Source organism: Sphingobacterium griseoflavum, assembly GCF_014653155.1.
GTDB classification, from domain to species: domain Bacteria; phylum Bacteroidota; class Bacteroidia; order Sphingobacteriales; family Sphingobacteriaceae; genus Sphingobacterium; species Sphingobacterium griseoflavum.
Genome location: NZ_BNAF01000003.1, coordinates 76,334 through 102,627, shown reverse-complemented (window position 1 = coordinate 102,627; position 26,294 = coordinate 76,334). Strand labels below are relative to the sequence as shown.

The 26,294-nt window shown below is 47.3% G+C and carries 17 protein-coding genes; 10 read left to right on the top strand and 7 right to left on the bottom strand.

Annotation, left to right across the window (positions count from 1 at the left end):
- Window positions 1-12: 12 nt before the first annotated feature.
- Window positions 13-1,506: a SusD/RagB family nutrient-binding outer membrane lipoprotein gene (locus IE165_RS04580; protein WP_189625426.1), complete on the top strand. Its 1,494-nt coding sequence runs from the start codon at window positions 13-15 to the stop codon at window positions 1,504-1,506.
- A gap of 141 nt (window positions 1,507-1,647) precedes the next feature.
- Here the strand turns inward: IE165_RS04580 and IE165_RS04575 are convergent, their stop codons facing one another.
- From IE165_RS04575 to IE165_RS04560, 4 genes are all read right to left on the bottom strand, one after another.
- On the bottom strand, window positions 1,648-3,249 hold the full coding sequence (locus IE165_RS04575; RefSeq protein WP_189625425.1) for a RagB/SusD family nutrient uptake outer membrane protein: 1,602 nt from the start codon (window positions 3,247-3,249) through the stop codon (window positions 1,648-1,650).
- Window positions 3,250-3,272: 23 nt separating this feature from the next.
- Window positions 3,273-6,629, bottom strand: a complete 3,357-nt coding sequence (locus IE165_RS04570) for a SusC/RagA family TonB-linked outer membrane protein (RefSeq protein ID WP_189625424.1) — start codon at window positions 6,627-6,629, stop codon at window positions 3,273-3,275.
- Between the two features lie 154 nt (window positions 6,630-6,783).
- A complete protein-coding gene (locus IE165_RS04565) occupies window positions 6,784-7,758 on the bottom strand; it encodes a FecR family protein (protein ID WP_189625423.1) in 975 nt (324 codons plus the stop codon).
- Between the two features lie 71 nt (window positions 7,759-7,829).
- Window positions 7,830-8,414, bottom strand: a complete 585-nt coding sequence (locus tag IE165_RS04560) for an RNA polymerase sigma-70 factor (RefSeq protein WP_189625422.1) — start codon at window positions 8,412-8,414, stop codon at window positions 7,830-7,832.
- Window positions 8,415-8,821: 407 nt separating this feature from the next.
- On the opposite strand from IE165_RS04560, the gene IE165_RS04555 reads away from it, so the two are divergent.
- The 7 genes from IE165_RS04555 to IE165_RS04525 all read left to right on the top strand — a co-directional run bounded on the left by IE165_RS04555 (window position 8,822) and on the right by IE165_RS04525 (window position 19,315).
- A complete protein-coding gene (locus tag IE165_RS04555; RefSeq protein ID WP_189625421.1) occupies window positions 8,822-10,159 on the top strand; it encodes a GH1 family beta-glucosidase in 1,338 nt (445 codons plus the stop codon).
- A 183-nt stretch (window positions 10,160-10,342) separates the two neighbouring features.
- A complete protein-coding gene (locus tag IE165_RS04550; protein WP_189625420.1) occupies window positions 10,343-10,867 on the top strand; it encodes an RNA polymerase sigma factor in 525 nt (174 codons plus the stop codon).
- A 147-nt stretch (window positions 10,868-11,014) separates the two neighbouring features.
- On the top strand, window positions 11,015-11,890 hold the full coding sequence (locus tag IE165_RS04545) for a FecR family protein (protein WP_189625419.1): 876 nt from the start codon (window positions 11,015-11,017) through the stop codon (window positions 11,888-11,890).
- A gap of 116 nt (window positions 11,891-12,006) precedes the next feature.
- A complete protein-coding gene (locus tag IE165_RS04540) occupies window positions 12,007-15,432 on the top strand; it encodes a SusC/RagA family TonB-linked outer membrane protein (RefSeq protein ID WP_189625418.1) in 3,426 nt (1,141 codons plus the stop codon).
- A 30-nt stretch (window positions 15,433-15,462) separates the two neighbouring features.
- Window positions 15,463-16,905, top strand: coding sequence for a RagB/SusD family nutrient uptake outer membrane protein (locus tag IE165_RS04535; RefSeq protein WP_229826345.1), 1,443 nt, complete (start codon window positions 15,463-15,465; stop codon window positions 16,903-16,905).
- Between the two features lie 151 nt (window positions 16,906-17,056).
- Entirely contained in the window at window positions 17,057-18,007 is a 951-nt protein-coding gene (locus tag IE165_RS04530; protein WP_189625417.1) for a glycerophosphodiester phosphodiesterase family protein, read from the top strand.
- Window positions 18,008-18,325: 318 nt separating this feature from the next.
- Window positions 18,326-19,315, top strand: a complete 990-nt coding sequence (locus IE165_RS04525) for a hypothetical protein (RefSeq protein ID WP_189625416.1) — start codon at window positions 18,326-18,328, stop codon at window positions 19,313-19,315.
- 123 nt (window positions 19,316-19,438) lie between these two features.
- On the opposite strand, the gene IE165_RS04520 is transcribed toward IE165_RS04525, so the two are convergent.
- Window positions 19,439-20,815, bottom strand: a complete 1,377-nt coding sequence (locus IE165_RS04520; RefSeq protein ID WP_189625415.1) for a M60 family metallopeptidase — start codon at window positions 20,813-20,815, stop codon at window positions 19,439-19,441.
- 422 nt (window positions 20,816-21,237) lie between these two features.
- Between IE165_RS04520 and IE165_RS04515 the strand changes: the two genes are divergently transcribed.
- Entirely contained in the window at window positions 21,238-21,804 is a 567-nt protein-coding gene (locus IE165_RS04515; RefSeq protein WP_189625414.1) for a DUF4256 domain-containing protein, read from the top strand.
- A 54-nt stretch (window positions 21,805-21,858) separates the two neighbouring features.
- On the opposite strand, the gene IE165_RS04510 is transcribed toward IE165_RS04515, so the two are convergent.
- A complete protein-coding gene (locus IE165_RS04510; RefSeq protein WP_229826344.1) occupies window positions 21,859-24,441 on the bottom strand; it encodes a carboxypeptidase-like regulatory domain-containing protein in 2,583 nt (860 codons plus the stop codon).
- Between the two features lie 82 nt (window positions 24,442-24,523).
- Window positions 24,524-25,447 (bottom strand): GLPGLI family protein, encoded by a 924-nt coding sequence (locus IE165_RS04505; RefSeq protein ID WP_189625412.1) that lies wholly within the window; start codon window positions 25,445-25,447, stop codon window positions 24,524-24,526.
- Between the two features lie 152 nt (window positions 25,448-25,599).
- On the opposite strand from IE165_RS04505, the gene IE165_RS04500 reads away from it, so the two are divergent.
- A complete protein-coding gene (locus tag IE165_RS04500; protein ID WP_189625411.1) occupies window positions 25,600-26,028 on the top strand; it encodes a hypothetical protein in 429 nt (142 codons plus the stop codon).
- Window positions 26,029-26,294 lie beyond the last annotated feature (266 nt).

Genomic DNA, 26,294 nt, shown 5'->3' with positions numbered 1-26,294 from the left:
AAAAGAATAAACATGAACATAACAGAAAGAACAACGAAGCTATTTTTGGTCACTGCAGCCTTTTCGGTGCTGCTCTCCTGCCAAAAGCTAACCGATATCAACGAAAACCCGAATTCTGCTGCCAGCGCGCACCCGCAGGCGTTGCTCCCGAAAATTGAATGGGATGCTTTCCGTGCTTGGCGTGGCACGGCACCGCTATACGCTTTAAAGATGATCGTCCAAACGGATGGCGAAAATGCAAACCAAATCTATAACTGGCAACGGGGAAGCTTTGATCCCTACAGCCAGCTGCGCAACGTGACCAAGATGGAGGAAGAGGCTAGGCGGATCGCAGATCCGGGTTATTTGGCACTCGCAAAATTCTTCCGCGCTTACTATTTCTACAACCTGACGCTGACTTTCGGCGATATCCCTTATTCGGAAGCTTTGCAAGGAGAAGCATTGCAGGTGTATACACCGAAATATGACAGCCAAAAAGATGTTTTTATGGGTATTCTGACGGAACTCGAAGAAGCTAACGATATCCTGAAGGAACAGGAAGGTGGAATTATCAAAGGTGATATCATCTACGATGAGCAAGCTTCGCAGTGGGCCAAGGCAGTCAATGCATTCCGCCTAAAGGTGTTGATGACGCTTTCGATGAAAGCGGGAGACGCAAGCCTAGATGTCAAGAGTCGATTTGCTTCGATCTATCGAGACGAAGCCCTTATCGGTGAAGGTGACGATGCGCAGTTGCAGTTCTTGAACCAAGATGGAAACCGATATCCAGAATTCAATTCCAGCAGCTATGGCTCCGGGATGTACATGGACTCTACATTTATCCGAAGATTGCAGGATCACGATGACCCTAGACTTTTTGTGCTGGCCACCCGTACCAGGGAAGCGCAGGAACAGGGTTTGGCCTTGGATAATTTTGCAGCGTATGAAGGAGGTGATCCTATCGCGCCGTATGCGCAGGTAAATGCCAAAGCGGTGCGTGGCAAACTATCCAAGGTGCTTGAGCGCTACACGCAAGATGCCACCACCGAGCCCCTGCAGCTGATGAGTCATGCGGAACAACAGTTCATTTTAGCGGAGGCTGTCGTGCGTGGCTGGATAAGCGGAGATGCGGATGCTTTGTACAATGAAGGTGTTCGCTCGGCTTTTAGATTCTATGAAACCTATGCAAAAGGGCTATCCAGCTTCGTGGATGCAGCGAAGGTTGATACCTATCTGCAACAGGCCAACGTACGCTTGGATGCGGTGAGTAGCAATGAAGAAAAGATTGCGCGAATCATGATGCAGAAATATCTGCGGTCCTTTCATCAGGGGGGCTATTCGGCGTATTTTGATCATCTACGCACCGGGTATCCAACATTGCGCAAATCGGCCAATGTACAAACGGCCTATCGCTGGATGTACCCACAAGAGGAGTACAACATCAACAGTGCACACGTGGCGGCCGCCATTCAAAGCCAGTTCAACGGAAATGATAATATCCGTAACAAACCGTGGTGGGTGCAGTAGATCCCGTGTCCCTTTAACATAGCAAGTCCTAAACATAGCGTCAACAGCATATCGATTTGCCGTTGACGCTTATTGGGCGTATCTATCGTCTCGCGCTCCACGCACCTCAACAGGAAGTGCCTGCATTTTGGCTGAACATGTTTACCAGCCTGGATTTTGAGTCAATTTGGGATTTTTCTCGATTTCCGCTAACGGGATAGGGAGTAAAGTTTGCCTCTCCAAAAACACCCGAGGAGAAGATGACTGCCAATCCGCCGGGACGCGATCATACGTATATATGCCATTATCGAGCGTAATCCGCATCCCTGTGAATATCTTGTTGTGAAGTGTTTCAACGGCAATTCCCCAACGCCTTAAATCCCAATACCTATGATTTTCAAAGGCAAGTTCGATTTGACGTTCGTGCTGGATAGTGCGTCTCATTGTCGCCTGGTCCAAGCCTGTTGCTATTGCTGGCATCTGTGCACGTTGACGGATTACATCAACATATATTTTGGCTTGCTCGCTTTGTCTAGCTTCGTTTAAGGCCTCTGCCGCAATCAGATAAATCTCGCCTAAGCGAAACTCAACATAACTTTGTGTGCTAAACCAAAGCTTTTCCAGGCTGAGTGATTCGTCCAAATATTTCCGCAGATAATAACCCGTTTTTGTAGGATCTTGGTTAGCGTTGCGATCGACAATCCCGTCGCGTCCGCCAACTCTTGTCTCAATGTGTCGTCCTTTCCAAGGCGCACCTTCATAGAGGATTGTTGCATAGAAGCGTGGATCACGGCCTATGTAGGGGTGTTGAGGATCATAGCCCGAGTTTGGATCATGGATTGATAACCCGCTGCTTTGCATCTCATAAGCATCCACTATTTCTTGCAGTGGCGTAACCCAGCTGGTATAGTTGCCCGGATTATCCCCATAGGGAACATTGAGTGCATCGTGATTGTGTACGCGGGTTGGGTCAAGATATTGGATTTCGAAAATACTCTCGCTGGATGGGGCCCGTTTGGTATGGAAAATCGATGCATAGTCGGTAGCTAGACTGTAGCCCGCGTTGCCAATAATATCCAATGCGGGCGCCGCCGCATCTTCCCATCTGCCAGCATACAGCATCGCTCGAGCTTCCAGCGCTTTTGCTGCCCAGCGGTTGGCGAATCCTGCCGGCCCCCTGTTCGGCAACAGCGCGGCGGCGGATAAACACTCGCTGCGAATAAAGTCGTAAATTTCTGCTGCCGTGTTGCGTCTAACCATCAGATCTTCCGCTAGCGTCTGCGCCGTCGTAATTAACGGGACACCACCATAACGCTTTGCCAGCTCGAAATAAAGCAATGCACGAAGAAAGTGTGCCTGTCCAGACAAATTTCCACGGATCTCATCCGTAACGCCAGAGGCCGTTTGCACGCGATCTAAAAAGATATTCGCTCTTCGGATGCTTGTGTATAGATCATCCCAGCTATTTAATGGTGCATTTGCAGCCGTGTATGCCCCATTGATAACGGTGGTATTTGCTCCCAACCAAAAATACCCGCCACGGGCTTCGTCGCAGTAGATCGGTAGGGCCGTCGTGACAGCAAAGCCAATAGGCAAGCGCCGATAGAGATCGGCAATGTACGAACGCATAAGATTGGCATCACGCCAAAGTGCGTCTTCGGCAAGACGGTCTGGTGGAGAGTGGTCCAGTTTGACGCAGCCCCATTGCGTGCTCAATACCATAAAGCCAAGCCATAAAATAGGATATAGATATTTTTTTTTCATGATGACATGCTATATTAAAATGATTAAAGATTGACGTTAAGCCCTAAGTTGACGATTCGCTGTTGTGGATAATATCCACGCGATTCGCTGGGCTGTTCGGGATCTAGGCCATACATTTTGGAGAAGGTCAGTAAATTGGATCCTCCCACAAAAACACGACATCGCTTAACCCCTATAGGAGCTAGCACAGTGGCAGGTATGGTATAGCCGAGATGCATACTCCTCAACCGTAGATAGGTGGCGTCTGCAAGCCAAAAGGAAGAAAACCGCTGATTGTTGCCTGTTCCGCCAGCAACGGGACGTGGAAAAGCAGCGTTTGGATTTTCAGGTGTCCAATAATCGAGCATGTACCGGTAGGGATTGGCACCATTGGAGAAAGCGTGTGCAAATCTACCGCTTAAGTAAGTATTGAAACGACCAGCACCCTGCCAGAGCATATCGATATCGAATCCTTTCCAACTAGCACCCAACGAGAGGCCAAACACCAGTTCTGGGACATTGCTACGGCCGATGACCGTGCGATCCTTGTCGTCAACAACACCATCCCCATTGATATCGGCGTATCTGATGTCTCCAGGACTTACCGTTCCAAACATCTGCCGTGGAGCATTTTCGATTTCCTCTTGAGATTGGAATAGGCCTATCGCTTGCCATCCCCTGTACTGGTCGAATGGACGGCCTGTCTGTCGAATTGTCTCCAGTACATTAGCGGCTTCATCCATGTACAGTACTTTACTGCGCGCATAGGTGAAGGTGCCTCGAGCATTGAAATTGACTTTGCCCATCGTGCTTCGATGCCCGAGGTCTAGTTCTATACCTTGGTTCTGTGTTATGCCAATGTTTTCAGAAGGCAGCAACTCGCCGAAGGTGCCCGGGACGGCCGCTGTGCGTTGTAATAAGATGTCGGTGGTTTTTTTTCTGAAATAACCGGCCTCTAGACTTAGTTTTCCATTCCACCACCCAGACTCAAAGCCTACGTCGAAAGCATTGGCACGCTCCCAAGTGATATCGGGATTTGGGTAGTTGGATGGAAAGATGCCTACAACAGGCAATCCATCGACAATGTAGGCGAAAGAGCTGGATGTCGCGCGGGAGCCGATGCGATAGGCAGGTAGAAATTGAAAGAGCGCCACTTGATCATTTCCTAGCTGTCCATAACCGATTTTAAACTTGAAAAAGTCGAGTGCGGCGATGGCATCTTGCATAAATGACTCCTTGGAAAGTACCCATCCGGCAGAGACGCCCGGGAAAAAACCCCAACGCCTCCCTTTAGGAAAGCGCATGGATCCATCATATCGAAAGGTGGTGCTCAATAGATATCGTTCGTCAAAACCGTAGTCAAAACGCCCTGCCCAGCCAGCACGGGCGTCCACGCTGGAGCTACCATCGTTCCGCATTGCCGTTTCCGAGCCGGCGAACAATTCCTGTGGCATCAGCGCGCTCAGGTATTGCTCGCGATAGGCTGAAAATGTTGAACCGTTCAACGTGTAGGTTTCATAGATTGCTGTGGCATCTATCGCATGCCGATCAAGTTTTTTGGTATAATTCGCAATTGCCTGTGTTGTGATGGCCACTTGGCGATGAGACCGTTGGTTCAGATTGATGGTGCCGTCGATTCTTCGCTGCTCGTAGTCGCCACGCTCTGCCTGGTAGCTGTAATAACTATAAGGGGTGTAAAAGTTTTTTCCTGTATTATAAGAAATGTCAAAGGCCGCAACACCTTTTAGCGATAAACCTTCGAGAAACGGTACATCGTATTTCAGGGAGGCATTGCTCTGAAAAACGGTCCAGTTGTCTCGGTTTGTGCCGGATTGCGTAGCTTCCAAAATGGGGCTTCGACCATTTGATACAGCGGGAAGTCCGTTTGAGAAATAAGCGGGATCGGTAGGCCGGGCGGCCATAATGGCGCCAAAGATAATGTCCATGTTTGAAGAGGGATTTTGGCGGTCCTCGTAGCGGCCTGCCACATCCAAAGTAGCCGAGATGTTTCGTCCTATCTTCGCATCGATATTGGATCGAAAATTATACCGCTTGAAATCTGATGTGCGGTAAAGCGAACCCTGGTCGAGGTAGCCTAGCGAGGCGAAGTATTTTGCTTTTTCGCTGCCGCCACTGAGGTTGAGATCATGCTGGCTCATGGGTGCCCAAGGCTGCATAGTTTCTTTCCACCAATCGGTATTGGCTCGCCCCGGAAGCTGCTCTGGGTAGTTGCGTACCCTTTCGATGTCTTCCGGGGTATATAAATGGTTTTGACCGGTGGATGCCAGCCCGGCATTGAACATCTCCATGTACTGAACAGCGTCTAGCAAGTGTGCTCGAACAGCAGGTTGCTGTATACCTGTGTAGCCATTGTACGAGATAGAAGGTTCGCCAAGAAGTCCCCTTTTGGTCGTGATCAGCAAAACGCCGTTGGCTGCCCGTGCGCCATAGATAGCAGCAGAAGATGCATCTTTTAATATACTAACCGTTTCAATTTCAGCAGGGTTGATCTGGTCGAAGTTTCTAACCACGCCGTCCACGAGGATCAACATGTTGTTATTTCCGAACGTGCTCTTGCCGCGTACGCTTATCGTGGCTTGATCGGCACCAGGCTGCCCGCTGTTTTGCCGCGCAATAATTCCGGGCGCCCGACCCGCCAAGGTATTGGATAGGGTTGCAGTCGGTGTTCTCCGGATGTCGTCTCCACGGACCTGTGCGACAGAACCTGTCAATGATGCTTTGCGCTGCGTGCCGTAGCCTACAACGACAACCTCTTCCAGATTGCCGGTTGTGCGCTCTAATACGATGCGATACACATTGCTTCTGCCGATGAGCAGATTTTGAGCTTTATAACCGATTGATTTAAAGATTAATATCGTATCTTCCTGCCGTACGGTAAGTCTGAAGTTTCCGCGATCGTCGGTTGATGTGGACAGGGATGGCCGCTCTTTGCTTGATACGGTAACACCAGACAAAGGCTCTCCTTCTGCAGATACGACCTTGCCGGACACCTCTCTGTCTTGGGTTGATGTCGAGCGGGTTATGATAATTTCATTTCCTTCCTTTTTGAAAGTCAGGTCGGTGTTCCGGAGAATCATGGTCAATAGCTGATGGGCATCGCCATGGAAAAGCTGATCGCGGGTTATGCTGGTGGTAACATCGGCAATATGCGCATTGGCGTAAAATATGTTGAAGTCTGTTTTTTCTTGTAGTCGCTCCAGTACGCTTTGCAGCTTTTCCCCCTTTTGAAGGTTGATCTCAATCGGCACATGCTTTAGGTTTTGGTGGCCCGCAGCAGCACCCTGCAATGGGCCCCTGCTGTCGATCATTGCCATTAGGATAATCAACCCACGCAGCATGCGCGTAGGGTGACAGAAATTTTTCCATTTGTTTTTTTTCATTACTTTTAATCAGATTAGATTTTTAACGGATCTAGTGTAAGCTTCCTGTTCAGTTTGGCGATTGGCAGGAAGTATCGAGCTGCACCACAACGTGTTGCAGCTCGTCTTTTATAGGCTTTTTTTTATCATAGGCATCGTATTTAAGTGCGTTTTGTTAATGGTGGATCAGGTATCGATCCGTATCGGTGCGGTAGTTTGCTTCGGCGACCGTCACGAGGGTTTTTAGTATATTTTCTAACGTTTCGGCGCCGTCAAAGCGTCCGCTTATTTTTCGTTGACGCAACTCGGGCGTAGCGATATCAATCGCTTTGCCGTACCGTTTCGCGAGTTTGTCTATAATATTTTCCAATGGTACATTTTGGAACACGAGCTCGTTTTCCAACCAAGCCCGTTCCTGTAGTTGCTCTTCCTTGCTGCAAGGGATTATCGGCGGATTGACAGTAGACGTGTTCCCCTGCTTGACTACGGGCACTTTAATGCCCTCGTCTTTGTTCAACACTGCGAGCGATAGATGATCTACTTGATCTTTAACGGCCACCGTTCCGGATTTCACCGCAACTAGAAAGGCCTTTCCTTCGGTAGCTTGGATATAGAATTTGGTGCCCAAGACCGATGTCTGAAATCGTCCTGCGTTTACCGTAAAAGGCCTTTTTGGGTCTTTTGTGACGTCAAAAAATGCTTGGCCCGACAGCTCGACGGCGCGATAGCTCGTTCCAAAATCCACGGTAATGGAGCCCCTTGGCCTGATAATGATTTTGCTGTTGTCTGGTAAGACGATATACCTGTTTTCTTCAGTAGGATTTGTGAAATGAAAGGTTTGATGAGGTGCAGTGTGCAGTCGGTATAAATAGCCACCGGTTGCTAATACGATTAAAAGTGCCGCTGCTCGGCAGAGCCCGTATAATATATTCTTTTTTGCTCGTTGCATCGATTGCAGAGCGAGAGCATGCTTCAACCTCTGCTCCATGCGGTCTTGTAGATCCCTTTCTTCCTTCGGGTTATTGCTATGCCACCTGCCATTTCCGTTAGAAATGGCATCATACCATGCGCTTAGTTCTTGTTCCTCCCCCTTTGACAAGTTGTTGTTAAGATATTTGTCGAGGAGTACTTGCTTTCTTTTTGGGTCCATACGATCATATTGGCAGTCTTCATGATAGTATACCAGATCGTTGTTTTACCCTTGCTCGGCTTGAAAAAAAATTAGAGAAGTAGGATAATAAAAAGAAGGACAGCGGAGTTGGTGGCTTTTAGATATAGGCGGATAGCCTTCAGCGCTTTGGTGAGATGTCCCTCTACTGTTTTTTCCGCAACATTCAATGTCTGCGCAATGGCCGGTATTGTTTTTCCTTCCTGCCTGCTGAGGACAAATACCAGTTTACATTTTTCCGGAAGGTGTGCCACAACGCCTCGGATCTGTTGCTCGATAAAATTTGCGTAAATCTTTTCGTGCTCATCAGACGCGGTGTGCCGCTCGAGTAGCCCATCGCTATCGGATTGAAAAACATCATTTCTTCGATTTTTTAGGTAATGAAAAACCCGGTATTTGACGGCGATAGCTAAGTAGTTTTCGAGTACTGCCACCTGCAGGCTGTTACGCCGTTTCCAAAGGGAAAGCAACACATCCTGTACAACATCCTCTGCATCTTGTTTGTTTCCGAGGTGGTTATAAGCCACCCCCAATAGCTTCTTCCAGTAGCGATTGTAAATTTCCTGCATCACCAGTTCCCCCTGTTCTTCGGGAAATACCATCATGAGCTGCTTGTCGGTTAATTTTTTTAGGCTCATTTTGTTATTGCGATTAAAATGATGTTTTGGGAAGTAAATTAACATCTTGTTTTCTAAGTTTGAAACGCTGAGTAAACGCAATCGATTGCTTAAAATTAACCATTGATTTATGGGTCGGTTCAGTTTGGTTTATAGGTAGGTATAATTCACACAAACTTAATACCTCTTTTGGAGGCTTTTGTATTTATATCCTTACCTTTAATCATGATGATTGTTTGTCCACCTTAACGAAAAGTGCCATGAAAAAGATTACATATTTCTTCCAGCGAATGGTTTTTCACCTCTTCTTGGACCAATTCAGCTCCTTCTATTCTCCGCTTAGGTCACATAAAATCTAAGCATAAAAACATTACGGGAGCAACGATGTTTATAGAAGGAATAAACATCTGTACATTTAGCAAAAGCACATGCATATAACCAAGGATGCCTTTGGGGATGATTTCGTATGGGGTGTTTCTACCGCTGCTTATCAGATCGAAGGTGCACATCGCGATCACGGAAAAGGACCTTCTGTTTGGGATGTTTTCGTACAAAAGAAGAAAAAGATACGGGAAAGCCACAGCGGCGATGTAGCCTGTGATTTCTACCACCGCTATGAGGAGGATCTGCACTTGATGCGTAGCCTGCATATTCGGAACTATAGATTTTCTATTGCTTGGACGCGTATATTACCGCAAGGAACTGGCGAAATCAACCAAGCGGGAATAGACTTTTACAACCGGCTGATCGATCTTTCGCTCGCGCTGGGCATCACGCCGTGGATCACGCTCTACCACTGGGATCTACCGCATGCTCTGGAACAAAAAGGAGGATGGGCAAATCGCGATGTCAAAGAATGGTTTGGCGAATATGTTGCGATCTGTGTGCTGCATTTTGGTGACCGGGTGAAAAATTGGATGGTACTTAATGAGCCCACGGTTTTCTGCGCAGCGGGCTATTTTTTTGGGGTGCATGCCCCAGGGCGCAAAGGTTTGGAGAATTTCTTGGCTGCCGCCCACCACGCAGCGCTTGCGCAAGCACACGGCGCACGGATCATCAAATCGCTGCAGCAGGATAGCTACGTAGGGACAACATTTTCTTGTTCGCATGTAGAGCCCTTTACCACACGTGAAAAGGATGTTATCGCTGCCAGCAAAGCCGACGTGTTGCTCAATCGGTTTTTTATCGAACCTCTGCTCGGCATGGGCTACCCAACCAAAGAAATTAAAATCCTCAATAGGATAGAGAGGTATATGCATCAAAATGACGATACCGATCTTCGATTTGACATGGACTTTATCGGTATTCAAAACTACACGCGCGAGGTCATCCGCTATGCGATGTTTGTTCCATTTCTTCAGGCAAAAATTGTCAGTGCTAAGAAAAGAGGGGTTGAGATGACGGCCATGAATTGGGAGGTCTACCCCGAGTCTATCTACCATATGCTGCACAAATTCGGGAAATATCCGAATATGCCGCCTTTACTCGTCACTGAAAATGGAGCAGCTTTTCCCGATCTGGTTTTGGCGGATCAAGTGGATGACCCCAAAAGAACCGCCTATCTACAACAGGCGATGGCGCAAGTGCTGCGCGCAAAAAGGGAAGGGGTACCGGTGAACGGCTATTTCGTTTGGACATTTTTAGACAACTTTGAGTGGGCAGAAGGTTATTACCCGCGGTTTGGACTTGTACATGTCGATTTTGAAAGTCAGAAGCGCACGGTGAAGGCATCCGGGAAATGGTATGCTGACTTTTTAAAAGCTTAGAGGAGTTGGGTTGGGAGCCCGCATTGCCCGTTTAGCAGCGAAAATAGCTCCTTGGCACTTCAGATCGCACAAATATTTTCCTTAAAATAGTTATGCTCTGCGTTAAATTTTTATTAATTTGTGCAGTAGCTAGCCAAATGTTGAACGTTACTAATTAACTTTGGTCTTATAATATTGTCGTTTATGGAGTTGCTATTGACTCGCATCAAGCGAGGCGACCATCAGGCGTTTAAGGAACTGTTTGAACTGTACCATAAAAAAGTATATCGCTTCGCCACGCGCTTCGCTGACGACGATCAGGCCGATGATATCGTGCAGGACGTTTTTATACATATTTGGAAAACACGCCATGCCATCAAGGAGGACGTTAAATTGGACGCCCTATTGTTCAATACGAGCAAACAGCAACTATCAAATTGGTATCGAAAACATCGCGAGGAGCCACTGGATGAAGACAGTATACCTGCTGCTGAAGAGTACGAGGAGCAGGACGCCACGCATCATTTAGCAGCGCGCAAGAAAATATTAAGCCAGTGTGTGAATCGGTTGCCCCCAAGAAGACGAGAGGTTTTTACATTATACCATCATGAAGGACTGTCCTATCAGGAAATTGCACAATACCTTAATATATCGATCAGTGCGGTCGGCAACCATCTTTATCTCGCGAGCGAATTCCTTCGCGAGCAGACGCAATCGTACCGCGGTTAAATAGCCCCCTTTTTTCCTCCACTATGAATAAATTGTTAATTATTCAACATCTGCTATTTGCAGGTGGTAGATTGTATTTGTCAAACGTATATATAACGGACGGCTGAAAGCAAGCGCCTTACAACCGTTTGATTTAGTATAAGCAGGATGAAAAAAAAGAAATTAGATCAGTACGAAGAGGAAGAATTGCGCTTTTTGTGGGAGGAGGAACCAACGGCCGATGACACGCTCACGGATAAGGGAAAACAGCTGATTTGGGGCGCGATAAAACGTGCGACACAGGTAAGTTTTCTGCGTTGGAATGCGCTTGTTGCGGCGAGTGTCGCCGTATTCATCGCTTTGGGCGTCGCGTACTGGCGCTATGGCCAACAGGATAGCGGAAAGATGAACAATCTACTCACCGTTCGGTCGGGCGACGCATCCAAAACCGTCATGTTGCCGGATAGTAGTACGGTGATCTTGAGCCAACATAGCACGTTGCGGTACCCGGAATCATTCTATGGATTGGATCGTCGTCATGTCTCGCTTGCTGGAGAGGCTGTTTTTCGTGTTAAACACACCGGGCAGGAATTTGTCGTGGTGTCCGGTAATGTTGAAACGGAAGTGCTAGGTACCGTATTTAAGGTGACGGCAAGAAAAGAATCCGCAAAACGCCAAGTGGCGCTGTATGAAGGGAAAGTTAACGTGCGCAAGCGAAAAGGTCAAGGTAGTCTGCTGAAGCCTGGCGACCTCTGGTTGTTTGACACGGCGACAAACGAGGTCGAGGTCCGTAGTAACAGTGCAAAACGCCTCGATTTATATCTTACATTCAACAATACGCCATTGACGGATGCGATCGCGCAGATTGAAACGCTATATCAGATACAGATTGTGAACAAGCTGCCCGACAGCGCTGCAATACCGGACATAAGTGGAAAGTTTTATTACAGTACAGCGCAGCAGTCGCTGGATGAATTGGCTTTTCCATTTGGATTGACTGTTAATCAAGTAAACGAGAAGACCTATGAATTAAGCAAACAGTAATCGATGTAAAAGCGAGAAAGCATCACAAAGTGTGATGCCCTCCAGTAAAATTTTAGCGTGCAACATCTGCGAAATGTTGACAAATCTTACTATTCGTAATTTAACTTTTCAAATGTATGAAAAATTATTGTATGATAGGCCTCCTTTGCCTATACCTAGGGAATAACGGTATGCAGGCAAGGGCGCTATCAGGAACCCATATTGTCCAAGAAATCAATCCAAAACCGATTACCCTGCATTTTCAAAGCCGCACAAAGTTGGCCGTCATCCTGCATGAGCTATCGAAGCAATCTGACTTTTCCTTTATCGTATCAGAACAACAAATTGCATCCATGTATCTCAACCGAATCGATTTACGAGAGCAAACGCTCGAGCAAGTGCTCGATTACCTAAGCGATCAATTGCCGCTGCAATTTAAAAAGGGAGAGCGGAGTGTCGCGGTTCAGGTTGTGGCCAATCATGGTAAACAGCAGCATCAAGTTTCGGGAGTTGTTCAAGACGTGAACGGCAAACCATTGGCCGCGGTGACCATCATGGAAACGCGGGGCGCGTCGGCAACGCGGACCAACGAAAAAGGAGAATTTGAACTAAAGACATCCCGGCCGAGTGGGTCGATTGATGTACGTTTTCTGGGCTACGTAAGCCAAGAGGTATCGTTTCATCCTGGTATGCCACCGATAACGGTACGATTAGCAGAAGAGATGAATTTGCTGAACGATGTGGTTGTTGTAGGCTACGGTACCCAGCGGAAGTCGAGCGTCACGGGAGCAATAGCTTCTTTAAAGTCGGATGATGTCACGGCGTATGCGGGCGGAACTATCGCAGAGGCTATTTCGGGCAGGGCAGCCGGTGTACAAGTGGTTCAAAGCTCTGCCATGCCTGGTGTAAACAGTAAAATCAAGCTAAGGGGCACCGGAACGTTAACAGCGGGAACAGACCCCCTAGTCGTTATCGATGGATTTCCGATGACGGAAGGAACAGGGCTCAACGCCATCGATCCCAATACGATAAAGTCCATCGAATTCTTAAAAGATGCTGCTTCGACAGCAATATATGGCTCGAGAGGTGCCAATGGCGTTATCATGGTCGAAACAAAACAGGGCAGTAGCGACAAGCTCACCGTTAGCTTCAACTCCTTTCTAGGCTACCAACAGCGGGCTGATCCGGTCAAGTTTGTGGACGCTTATAATATGGCGCAGTTTATGTATGAGGCGCGAAATACCGGCTACGTATCACGCGATCCGTCGAATCGTAGCGCGTCGGATGATACTGAGACACGCCGAAGCAGGGGCGCATCGCTCCGCGAATTGATCCCAAGCTATTTAGGACCTTATCTAGCGGGAGAGCAGGGTTTGACCAATACAAATTGGCTGAACGAGATTTTCCGCACCGCGCCCATGACCAGCCATACCTTGACCATCATGGGCGGTGATCAAAAGACCAACTATGCGGTCATCGGCAACTATTTTAAACAGGATGGCATTATTATAGGCTCAGATTATGAAAGGTATTCGAGCAATTTTAACCTGCGCAGCAACCTATCTAAGCGCATCAAGTTTGGTTTAACGGCAAATCCGTCGTACAACAAGCGGAATCTTTTCAACAACAATGGGTCCTGGGAAACCGATCCCTTGGCGATTGCCAACATCAGCTACCCATTTTTTGCACCGTATGATGCTGCCGGTAATTTAAATATATCGCAACAGATCCGTGAGAACACGCCGACCGACGGTGCGTTAGCAGAAAATCCCGTAGCCATGATACAGCTGATCGATAACACAAGAGATGAGTTTAAGTTGTTTGGAAACACCTATTTGTCGGTCGATCTATGGAAAGGACTGAGCTTTAAAACATCACTGGGAGGGGACTATTCGGTTATCAACAGCCGATTTTTCGATCCATCAGGTGTGGGTACCTACAGGCAGGCGGCCCCTGACGCCACGCGGGCAGCAAGCGGGCTGAACCTGCGCAAAAATGTGCTGACCGAAAATATTCTTTCCTATGTGCAAACATTCGGGGCGCATAACGTGGAAGCCATTGCCGGCCACTCGTATCAATATGAGCACTTGAGCATGACTGCCGTTAACGCATTTAACTTTCAAGATGATCAATTGCGGAATATAATGGGCGGGACAAGTTTTCAGGTGCTGCAACCGCAGACAGAATGGACCTTGTTGTCTTACTTTGGCCGTTTCAATTACAATTATGATAACCGGTATCTGTTCTCGGGATCAATTCGTCGAGATGGTTCTTCCCGCTTTGGCGTCAATACAAAATGGAGTGTTTTTCCGGCTGTTTCTGCAGGATGGACAATTAGCGAAGAGCCTTTTTTCAATGCCGATAACAGCATCGTTCCATATGCTAAGCTTCGTGCTAGCTGGGGGAAAACGGGAAATAACCAAATCCCGGCTTACGGTGCGCATCCGTTATTATCAATCGAGAATTACCTCGATGGCAATGACGGGCTCGCCGGGGGCGTGGGCCTAGGAACCGCGCCAAACCCCAATCTCTCTTGGGAGGTTGCCGAGTCCACAAACATCGGTGTTGATCTGCATGTCGCTAGCAACCTCTTCCATGTTTCGGCAGATTACTATGTGACGAATACGAATGACCTCCTGCTCTCTGTCCCTGTGCCGAGGCAATCGGGATATACGAGCTCCTTGCAAAACATTGGGCGCGTACGGAATTGGGGCTTCGAATTGCAGGTCGGTACAAACAAGCCTGTGTCGATTGGAGCGGTGAGCTGGAAGCCTGCGGCAAACCTTTCTACAAACCAAAATAGGGTGTTGGCTTTGGGGGATGGTCAGACCCAAATTATAACGGGCGCCAACAACTTTGCATTGACCCGAGTAGGGGGACCAATCGCACAGATGTATGGCTATCAAGTAACTGGTGTATACAAATCGCAGAGCGAGATAAACGAAGGCCCTGCCATGCCCGGCACTTTGGTGGGCGACTACATCATTGCCGACCTCAATGGAGATGGTGTTATCGATGGACAAGATAAAACCACATTCGGGACGGGTGCTCCAACACTTCTCTATGGAACCACCCACAACTTGAAGTACCGGCAATTTGAGCTAAGTTTTACCCTGCAGGGCGAAGCTGGTAAAATGATCTACAGCCGCGTACGTTCCACCGTCATTGCGGTAGGCGAAGGTTTTGCCGTGCCTTCACAGGAGTATTTCGATAATCGTTACCACCCGGTCAATAATCCAGAAGGAACATATGCCACCCCCAATTTAGGTAATTTTTCGAACAACCGTCGGGAAACGCGTGCGTCGAACGTCTTCTTTGATCGTGCTAATTATCTCCGTTTGCGGGATGTTCGACTGGCCTATACGCTTCGGGAAAAAGCGGCGCAGACGATCGGTTTGTCACGTTTGCAAGTGTATGCTTCCGCCAATAACATCTTTACAATAACGCCCTACAAAGGGTTTAGTGTCGATGCATCGACCGATAATCCGCTTACACAGGGATACGACAATTCCAATTACCCTGTTGCGCGTACATTTTTGGTTGGTCTGCAGTTGACCCTTTAACGAATCTTGACGATGGTAATACTTAATGATATGATGATGAAAAAAAAATATGTTTACAAATGGCTCACCCTGTCATTTCTTTCATTTACGCTGATTTTGTTTGCTGCCTGTTCAGAAAATGTGCTTGATTTGGTGCCGGTCACACAACGGACGCTAACCAACTTCTATAATAATGAAGCGCAAATAGATGCGGGTGTCAATGGCGCCTACGGTTTGCTGCAGCGGCAGGGGCAATATGGAAGTGGTCTTATTGTGCTTGGGGAAATCCCATCCGATAATACCTATAGTGAAGTTCCAGCAAATGACGGCGGAAATTATGGACAGCTGGATCTTTTTAGCAGCATCGCGCTGAACACTGTGCTGGATAGTGCCTGGACACACGCTTACCGCGGCATCCAGCAATGCAATGTCATCCTGAATCGGATACCTGCCGTGGAGATGGATGAGACGGTAAAAAATCACCGTCGAGGCGAGATTCTTTTTATTCGAGCGCTATCTTATTTTAATCTCGTGCGGGTATTTGGCGATGTGCCGTTGGTGGTTCATGAAACAACCGATGTTAACGCATATTTCGGTCAAGGTCGCACTCCGCGGGCGGAGGTTTACCGGCAGATTCTTTCGGATCTAGCGGAGAGTGTAGCTTTGTTGCCGCAAGCTCCAGACCGTCCCGGAAGGGTAGCGTTGGGTGCAGCACTGACGCTGCAGGGAAAGGTTTATCTGACACTAAAGCGTTATGACGAGGCTATCGCAGCCTTAAATCAGGTGCTGCCATTGGGCTATGTCTTACTTCCCGATCCGGAGGCTGTTTTCGATCCAGCAAACAAAAATAACCAAGAGATGGTATTCAGCGTACAGTTTGCTTCGGGTGTAAATGGAAATACCGAAGGTAGTTCGGCGTTTCAGCTGTTCAGTCCGTCGGGATCGGTAGGTGGTGCAAAGGGACATAACTTGCCCACACGCGAGATGTACCAGTTGTACAGTCAACAGGATCGGCGTAGACAGGCCTACGTTGCTGTTAGAAACAATGGCGTGGTGTTTAGCCGTAAGTTTAGACAGACGTCGATTGATCCGGTGGATGGTGGTAGCCATGTCGCCGTGTTGCGCTATCCCGACGTATTGCTGATGTTGGCCGAGTGCTATAACGAGGCTCCGAATAGAAATCCAACACGTGCTATGGAATACCTCGATATGGTGCGCACACGTGCAGGGCTGACTAGTCCGACCACGACGGTGGGTCAAGCAGCATTGCGCGATGCCATATCGCTTGAGCGCCGTTTGGAATTTGTGGGAGAAGGACATCGCTGGTTTGATTTGATCCGCACCGACCAAGCTGTCGAGGTGATGAATGCTTATTTTGAGCGAACGCCGGGATACCAAACGATCCGTATCAATGAAAATCATTTGGTGCAGCCCATTCCGCAAAGCCAAATCAATGCAGACCCCGCGACCATACAAAATATAGGGTATAATTAACATTTAACGCGTTACGGACGATCATGTCTGTAATGCGTTACTGTTGCGAATGCCAGAACGATGATTCACTACCATTGATGATGAACGATAGGCGTGGTCTACATTCGGCCTGGATAAAAAGGTCATCGTTGCATCTTTAAAAAATATATACATGAAAAAAAATAATCATAAGAAAGCTGGCTTACTCCTTGTTCTCGGTATGGCTTTCATCTTGCCTTCGTTTGCACAATCCATCTTTAAAAATCCTGAAGAAATTTTAGCGGCTTTAAAAACACCGGATTCTACCCATGTATTGGTCGTGGCGCATCGCGGGGATTGGAGAAATGCGCCGGAAAATTCCATACGGGCGGTGGAGAATGTGTTAAAGATGGGGGTCGAAATTGTGGAGATCGATGTGCAGCGCACGGCCGATGGAGAATTGATCGTGATGCATGACAAAACAATCGACAGAACAACAACGGGTAAGGGCAAGATCGCAGATCTGCATTTGGACTCCATACGACGGGTTTTTCTTAAAAACGGAGCAGGGATGCCAACACAGCACCGCGTCCCGACGCTCCGTGAGATGATGTCCTTCGTAAAGGGTAAGCCCATTTTGGTCAACCTCGATAAAGCTTGGCAAGATATGCCTCAGGTCTATCATTTGTTGAAAGAAACCGGGGCCATTAAACAGGCCATTTTTAAAGGAAATCAATCGGTTGGAGAACTTCGGCAAAGCATCGGTGCGTTGGTTGATAGTATCACCTACATGCCGATGGTGTGGCCGAAGGATTACCATATCTACGATACCGAAGATACAACTACTCCCATGCAATTTGTGCAGGATTTTGTGCTGGCCTATCGGCCTGTAGCATTTGAAGTTATCTATAACAAAGAAGAGTCGCCTGTATTTGACGTTATCAAATTGCTCAATCGCGAAGGGATAGCCGTTTGGGTAAATACATTATGGGCAGAACTTTGCGCTGGTCATCAGGATGATCTCGCTATCGACGATCCAGATGCGCATTGGGGCTGGGTCATTCGGCATGGAGCCGACTTAATACAAACAGATCGCCCGCAGGCACTCATACACTACCTGAAAGAAAAAGGGTGGCGACGGTAAACTTGGGTCACAATATGTAGCAAAAATTACCTAGGACATTTGGTGTTTTGTGGAGCCGCCTTTTTTTGCTGAAACGCAAGTTTGTACCACGACCGCCGTGCAGTATGTATCGTTATTCATGCAAAATAGCTCACAAGTGTCGTGTTGACAATTATTTCTCTATGGGATATTTTTTTAAATTTTCTGATTTTTTTAACAGGCGTTCTTAGTGTAAAAGAACTTTTAATAAAAAAAATAAAAACAAATGTTCGTCTTGTGACATTATAAGGTTGCAGATCGATTGCTATTTATTGAGGGTTTACATTTAAAATTAATTTTATGCAAAAGAACATCGACTCACGCGAGTTAATTGTCGCCGGGAAATCAAGCCGGTTTTCTTGGGGAGCCATCTTATGTGGCGTTATCATGGCGGTTGTCATACAACTTCTATTGACATTATTAGGAGTTGGAATCGGTTTAGTTAATTTTTCTCCAACAAGTGATGCCAGTCCTTTTAGTGGATTTGGCACAGGAGTAACGTTGTGGTGGGTAATCTCGATGTTGTTGTCGCTGTTTGCCGGCGGCTGGATAGGAGGTTGGCTAAACACGGCAGTTAACAAGATGGATAATATGCTACATGGCGCCGTCGTTTGGGCGGTATTCAGCTTATTCAGCTTTTATTTCGTGACGGCTTCATTGACAAGCATCATGAACAGTATGGGGCAGTTGCTGGGAAAAACGCTTAACGCTACGGGCAGTGTGATAAAAGACGTTGCGCCAGACGTGAAAGATGTTGTGGGCAATCATTTGGGATTGGATGCGGATAGTTTCAAATCGTTGAAGGAAGAAGTCAAGCTCGTGCTGCGACAAACAGATAAAGAAGAATTGCAACCGGAAAATTTGGAAGGAACCTTGGAGGAGGGTCAGGATCGAATGGAAGGTGCGGGACGCAAAATTGCAGCAGATCCAACGCAAACCGGCGAGGAGATCCAAGCCGTTGTGGATCGCTTGTTCAATTTAAAAGAAGGTGTACTATCCGAGGCAGATCAGGATGCTTTGGCCAATGTGGTGGCTGCACGATCGGGCAAATCCAAGGTAGAGTCGCGGCAGATTGTCGAAAATTGGGTAGAGGCAGCCGAAGATGTGAAAGAACGATTAAGAGCGGCGGGAGAGAAAGCAGAAGAAGTTGGCGAGCAGATGTCTGATGCGGTCGGACGAGGAGCGATTTGGGCATTTTTTGCCCTACTTTTTGGCGCAGGATGTGCTATTTTAGGGGCATTTCTTGCTAATAAAAGAAAAGTCAACGAAGCAAAGAGCCCTTACGCGTAAGCGTGCCCTCTTTGTTTGCAAATTTCGGCAGAGTAGACAGCGGTATACCGCGTAAAATCGAGTACGGCGCCATCGCGAGATGGCGCCGTACAGGTTTTTTGTGCTTTTCGTTTTTCCGTAGGGTTAATCCCTCAACAGGGTGAGGTCTGTCGCTGGTGCCGGCAAACCGAGCGCAGCCATATCATCATACACAGACTGGGGAGCCGTAAATCCCCATTTTTTAAAGAATACGGACAAATCATATCCACTTACTTTGGATGCATTGATCATGAAAAGCTCTTTTTCTGCTTGATCATTTGGCGTGGAAAAAGAGCTCGTCCTGTACAGTTGGTGGAACCGTTGATAGAAATCATCTCCGAAAGCCAAGTACAGTTGGTAAAACGCGGCCAAGCGGGTGATCAGACTTGCTGCTGAAGATTCATAAATTCGCGTGTTATCCGGCCGAGCAAGGTAATTGGTAACGGCATTCCATTGTGCGGCGCTTAGGCCGGGAGCATTCGGCTGCACCAATCGACGGGCGGCTAATGTATAGTTGTTCACAACGACCTCCCCAACAACGGAGTTCCAGGTCCATTGATGCATCTGGTGGTGATGACCGAACTCATGGTACAGCCCCCAGCCATTTGTCTGTACCGATGAGAGCTGAAGGACGCGATTTATTTGTGTGCTCACGATGCGAACACGGAATTCCGTAGCATCCATATAGCCGCTGGGGCGCTCCGTTACCATAATCTTTAATTTTCGGTCTGCATGCTGTGTGCTGCTACCGTCCAAACCCGAAAAATTACTCATCGACCATAGTGTTGTATCAATCGTGCTGATTACCGCATCTTGATCTTCATCTTTGAACTCGATGGCTTTACTTTTTGATACCGTGCTGAAGTAGCGATTGCCGACCAGTATCACATTGGGTGAGGTGGTATCGGTAGCGAGCATATCCAGCCATGCTTGATGGGTGGTTTTTCCTAAAATATACATCGGGATCTGATGTACACCGGCAGAAAAGGACACACTGATCCTACCACTTCCCGGATTGGAGCTTGCATATCGCACGTACAAATCGCCACTGTGCGTGGGGGTGATGACGTTAACTCCGGATACGAGGTTATGCACGCTCACCGTCTCCCGGTCATAAGATCCTACGATGAGCTGCGGTATCGTGCTGGATATAGAATGGTGGGTAACAACAACCGTGATGGCGCTGTTGGCCGTGGCGCGTAAACCTACTGGGTCAAAATCTGCCGCACGTAAAGAGGTTTTCAGTCGTCCTTGCTCTGTCGTGGCCAATGGTTTTTCTGTGAAGTGCCATAAACTATTATCGTTTTGTAGGCTTATTGCGTCCTGCACTTCCAGCGTGGAAAGCCTATTTGCGTCATCCGTGCCCATATTTGCAAAATCCCGTTCGCAACTTGCCAACGTGACAAGAATGAAAAGGGAGGTAAGAAGGATCGTGCCTAACTCCCGATTTTTAAGTTTGTTCAAATGTTTCGTTTTCATCATGTGTTTATTTAATGTTTATAAATTTTTTGGGTTAGCGGTTGATCTATCCGGGGCGGAATGGTGTAGGTGTCTGTTCTATTTTATGTAATAAATTTACGTGCAATCATTGCGTTAAAATTAGGTGTGTTTAACGCAATCGTTTGTGTTAATTACGAAAACGATGGAGATGTCTGTTTATTTATTTGGTTAATCCGGCTATCCTGTTCCCGATGGGTTTCCTGCCTACTGCCAACTTCACTGCAGAAAACTATTGTGGCCGTTAAGGCGCACGCAAAGGTAGGCTGAATACAGTGCGTCAGAAAAGGCAACTGTTAATCATTACTGCATAGGGTGTTGAAATAGTCCGAGAATAATTAACTTTGTTCGTAACGATCAGTTGGCGGTATCATCCGCAATACTGCCTCACACTAAACTTGGATACTATGAAAAACACGAACACCGCGCCGCATGCAGCGCAATTAGCCGAACTATTAACACTTTTGGAAGACCGCTTCCATCAACATATGGAGCGGCACGCCGGCCTGCTTTGGAGCGATGTCGTCAAACGCTTGGAGGCCTCTCCGGCACAGCTGGCCGTGCTATGGAGGATGGAACACACCGAAGGGGAGCCCGATGTCGTGGGAAAAGATGCCGCTAGTGGAGCATTTATTTTTTACGACTGTTCGGCCGAAAGTCCGAAGGGACGCCGTAGTTTGTGTTACGATCGTGCAGCGCTGGATGCGCGAAAGGCCAATAAGCCGGAAAGCTGTGTGTTGGATGTGGCGAAGGAGATAGGCGTGAACCTCTTGTCGGAGGATGACTACAGATTCCTGCAGGGGCTGGGAGAGTTTGATTTGAAAACGTCGAGCTGGGTAGCCACCCCAGACGAAATCAGAAAGCGTGGAGGAGCACTATTCTGCGACCGTCGTTACGGTCAAGTGTTTACCTACCATAATGGTGCAGATTCTTACTACGGCGCGCGGGGTTTTCGAGGTTCGCTAATCGTGTAAACTACTATTTTGCTCTCTATTTTTAAGTTATTTAGCTAGCATTTTGAAGGCCGTTTACAACGCGAAGATAACTTTTAAAATCGCCATTCGGCCCCGGAGCTCATAGTTGTTCTGTGCTTGCTGGTTGGAGGAGATGCTGTAGGTTTGGAAAGTTTTGATGTTGGCTAAATTGGTGATTTGAAGCGCTAAGTCGGTCTTCCATTTGGCGATACGGTAGCGTGCAAAACTATCTATAAAAAGATAATTGAAATAGCTTTGTACAGATTGACGTGTGTAAAGATGCCTGCCACTAACGCGCAGAAGAGCGCCTTTAAAAGGGTAAAATGGGACGCCGACCTGCTGTGTCGCCGAAAAGATGCTATTTTCAAAATCTGGAAAATCACGCTGCTTGGATACCGACCACTGTAAGCTTCCTTGGTAGGCAAAGTCGATCCGTTTCCATAGCTTGATGGTCAATTGTGGTTCTAGCGCGTAGCTTGTGTTTTGAAAAGGAAGCAAAGCGTCGTTGAAAAGTTGTTGAAATTCCGTATATGCCCAAGTGGCTTTCAATTTAAGGGTGCCGGAAAGAGGTATCACGTATTTATCTACACCAACTTGCGCGTTGTAGCTGTGGACATCGTTGGGGAGCGGGAGCAGTACCGTTTGCGTGATGTCGTTGTTAACGAATTGCGATAGCATCGCCGCTCGCCTTTGTTTGCTATACTGCAGGCCAACATGAGAAAAGAACATGTCGAACGTGCGGTTTAACCGATAGTTGAAGGACACAGTATGCGTATTGCTTTCATTGATTTCAGCCGTGTTTTGTGACAGCGACCGATAGTTGTGGATGATGACCCCACGGTAGACATCCTGTATGTTGCCAAAATTGTTCGTGAAATTGTAACCGAAGTCTACTTCGTCTTCCCGCCAAGCTTGGTATTTCATACGGAAGTTGGGTAACAAGAGCCATCGTCCCTGGCTTTCATCCAACCCGTAGTTTGGATCGTTATACGTCGTGCGTTGGTAGCCAAAGGGTAGCGAAAGGACTAGCTCCAAACGCTTCTTCTTCCATCCATATTCTGCGTGGGCCATATATTGGCTACGCTGCCAACCCATGGCATTGATCGCCGAGTCAAGGAGCGCCGAACGGCGTAGTCCATTTTGTTCGATTTCGATGTGTGAACTTAACTGTTGGCTTTCCCGACTGATATTAACGCCGTAATACTGGGTTATTTCTCCTGTCGGGAGGCGATAGCCCGACGAGAGCCTGGTAAAAAAATTGGGGACATCCAGTCGTTGGATGGTCTCCTCATAAGCGATGCCTTCATTCAGTATGGCCGGGAACACTCCAGGCTGGAGCTTCAACGCCTGCGGCTTCGATCCGTAATTAAAAAACCAATTTAGTTGTATCACCTTCCCGTTTGCTAATGCCGGGACATACTCCAGTTGGTTGGATATCCCACGTATCTGGTGCTGGCGGGTGACACCGATTTCCTGCTCGTTGCTGCGTATGGAGGCCCAGTCGTTTTCTTTTTCATACTCCAAAGACAAAGCGTTGCTGATGAATTTTTTGTCAACATTTTTATTGGCTGACAAGCGGATGGCTGCAATAAATTCCTCCAATTCGCTTTTTTGTGTTTCGTAAAAGGAAACAGTTTCCGTTGGCGTGAAAAAGTCTGTTTGCCCACTGAAATTTTGGTTGCTGCGGTTGTAAAGCCCTTGTATATTGGATTTCAATTGCCAATTACGTTTCAGGTTGAAAAGATTATTGGTATTGATGGCGCCGCTATTGTTGAAGAAATAATGCTGCTTGGCGAGCGGTGGGACACCCACCGTACCCAGCGATAGCAAGTTGTTGATAGGCATGGTTCCCAAGCGCGCCAATGTGTTTTCCCTGCTGTAGCCAATTAGTTCGTTACTAAGATCAATTCCTGTATTGTTACCGCTTAGGACATTCAACATTTTATACTTCTTATTGAACAACATGTTGTTCACCTCGGCATCATATTGACGCGGCAGTCCGGCGCCGATCTTGGCCTCGGCCGTGGCCTTGAGCATGGCGTCGGCCTTGATAACCAGATTGACGGCCACTTGATCGGTAAATCGTTTGTTTTTGAGTACCTTGAGGTGTTCGTGGTTATTAAGAACCTGTATGTCTTTGACCATTTTGTGTGGGATAGTTCGTGTACCCAATGCATAGCGGTCATCCAACAAATCGTCGCCGTCGATATAGAAATTTGAGATCTCTTTTCCTTGATACTTAATACGACCGGCTTCGGTTATCTCCATGCCCGGAAGACGTTTAATGACGTCGCCAATACTTCGATCCTCTTCCTGGGCAAACTGACCTACGTCATAGGCTAAGGTATCACCCAACCGGCGAATCATAGGTTTGCTCTTTACCTCCACGTCTTCCAGCAATATAGCTTGCTCTTCTAGGCTAATCACAAAATTATCCACGACATCTTGCAAAGAAATACTGTATTTTTTATAGCCTAAATGATGCACCTCTAGCTTATGTCCGGCGCGGTCTTTCGCAAAAGGGATATGAAAAGCCCCTGTCCGATCCGTACCCTTGAAGGCCACAACCTTGCTGTCGGCCGATGTGATGCGTACGCTGGCCGATGGGATGGCACGACCAGTCTTGCTGTCGACCAATCTGCCCCATATTGCGGGCTGCTGCGCAAAACTAACAGCACAGTAAAAAAGGAAAAAAATAACAAAAGAGCAACGCAATGGCTTAAGGAATTAATTCCACCGGATTATTTGTTGTTTTGGACGGGGCGTAATTTTCAGCGTTTTTTACATTGACCGACTTGATGCGGCTGGCGTCTATAGACGATGCCGAACTGCCTCCCATGGATGTACCAGTGGTGCGGATGGTTATTGTGGCCCGACCACCGGCTCCAGGCGATGTCGCCGGAACGCTAGCACTAATTCTGCTTTTCGCTTCCATGTAGGCCTGAGGATTTGCTTGGAACGCTTCCTGCAATTTGCTCAATTCCTTCCGGGTGGTCGGCTTTGCTTTTTCGGACGGTGCAAGTGCTATTGCACTTTTGTCCAGGGTGTCAAAACCGGAATAGATCCATTGCACTTCCTTATTTGCATCAACAACCTCCAAAATAAGCCCCGGTAGGCCATGAAATTTCCATGGGCCGGCAGAAAATGGAAGCTCGCTCGTAAACCAAGCGGTGTAAGCACGGCCTTTGAAGGTTACGTTAGCTTTTTGGCAAGAATAGCCGCCGATTGTTTTCATCTCGTCGCCAATGGACCAATCAAGTACGGGATAGCGGTCTTCCAAAACGAATTCGTCACCGCCGAGGGAAACAACCTCTGTTAGCGTCTGCTCGTTAAATAGATAAGAATTTGGTATTCCCGTGGTACTTCTTGTAATGGTAAGATTCCCGTCGAATCCAGGGTCACTCATTTGTCGCTCGATTTCTTCTTGTGCGCGCGTTTTGGAATAACTTGTGTAATAACTCGAAGCCGTACCTAAGTACGTGACCACCTCGTCTCGCAACGACTTGCTACGCTGCGTGGTATCATTTACGTGGATGAACGTGTAGTGTACTTTTGCAAGGGCTTTCGGCGTTTCTTGCGCTGGTACACGAAAAGTCCATAGGAGGTTGACTATGGTCAGGGAAAGTAAAAAGGTTGTTTTCATAACATCAATTCTGAAGTTGTCAAAGATATACGAAAAAATCGTAAGTAAAAATTTTATTTTACAGACGCTCGACGGTGTGCCTGCAAACCTATCGCAGAACTTTGGCACTATACTTGGTTAGCGATACATACTTTATTAGAAATAGAGATATTATGAGAGGATTTATAGCATTGTCCAAAAATTGGATGTTCTTGATTTTTGGATTAGTGTCCTTCGCTTTTCTTTCCTGTAGCGAGGATACGGTAGACAACATCGGGCGGGATACGGCGCTCAATATTATTCGAGCAAACAAGTGGTTTGATGTGGTACGCACTGTCAGCGTAGCTGGTCAGGCCGATGTCAGCGAAACTTTGGTTGCCGATGGCGAGAACTTAGAGTTTAAATCGGATAATTTTGCCTACGTATATGCCGGAGCTGGACAGACTCGATCTTTTCCATATACATTGGAAACCAACAAAAGAATGGTTTTTGATGGCAAGACCTATGAGGTTCAGGAGAGTATTATACAAACGGTGACTCGACTTACACTCGTGAATAATGAGGGTAATATCAAGACAACGATTGTGTTTAGAAGAAGATAATTTTATATACTACTTAAATAATGGGAATGGGTGCACTAATGTGCACCTTTTTTTTGGAATTTATCCTTCCAATACGACGGGAAATTTTTGAAACTTAACTGCATCTTCTCTTAGGCCGAAGTGCTGTCGCAGCATGTTGATTGCATTAGACTCATGGCTAAGCTTTTCTTTAGTTTATTAAAATAACGCAATCGATTGTTTTGTTGCCTTATTCCCCTTTCGGTTATGTTTTTCGTGCTTTTGGTTAACATAAGGTTGTGATATTT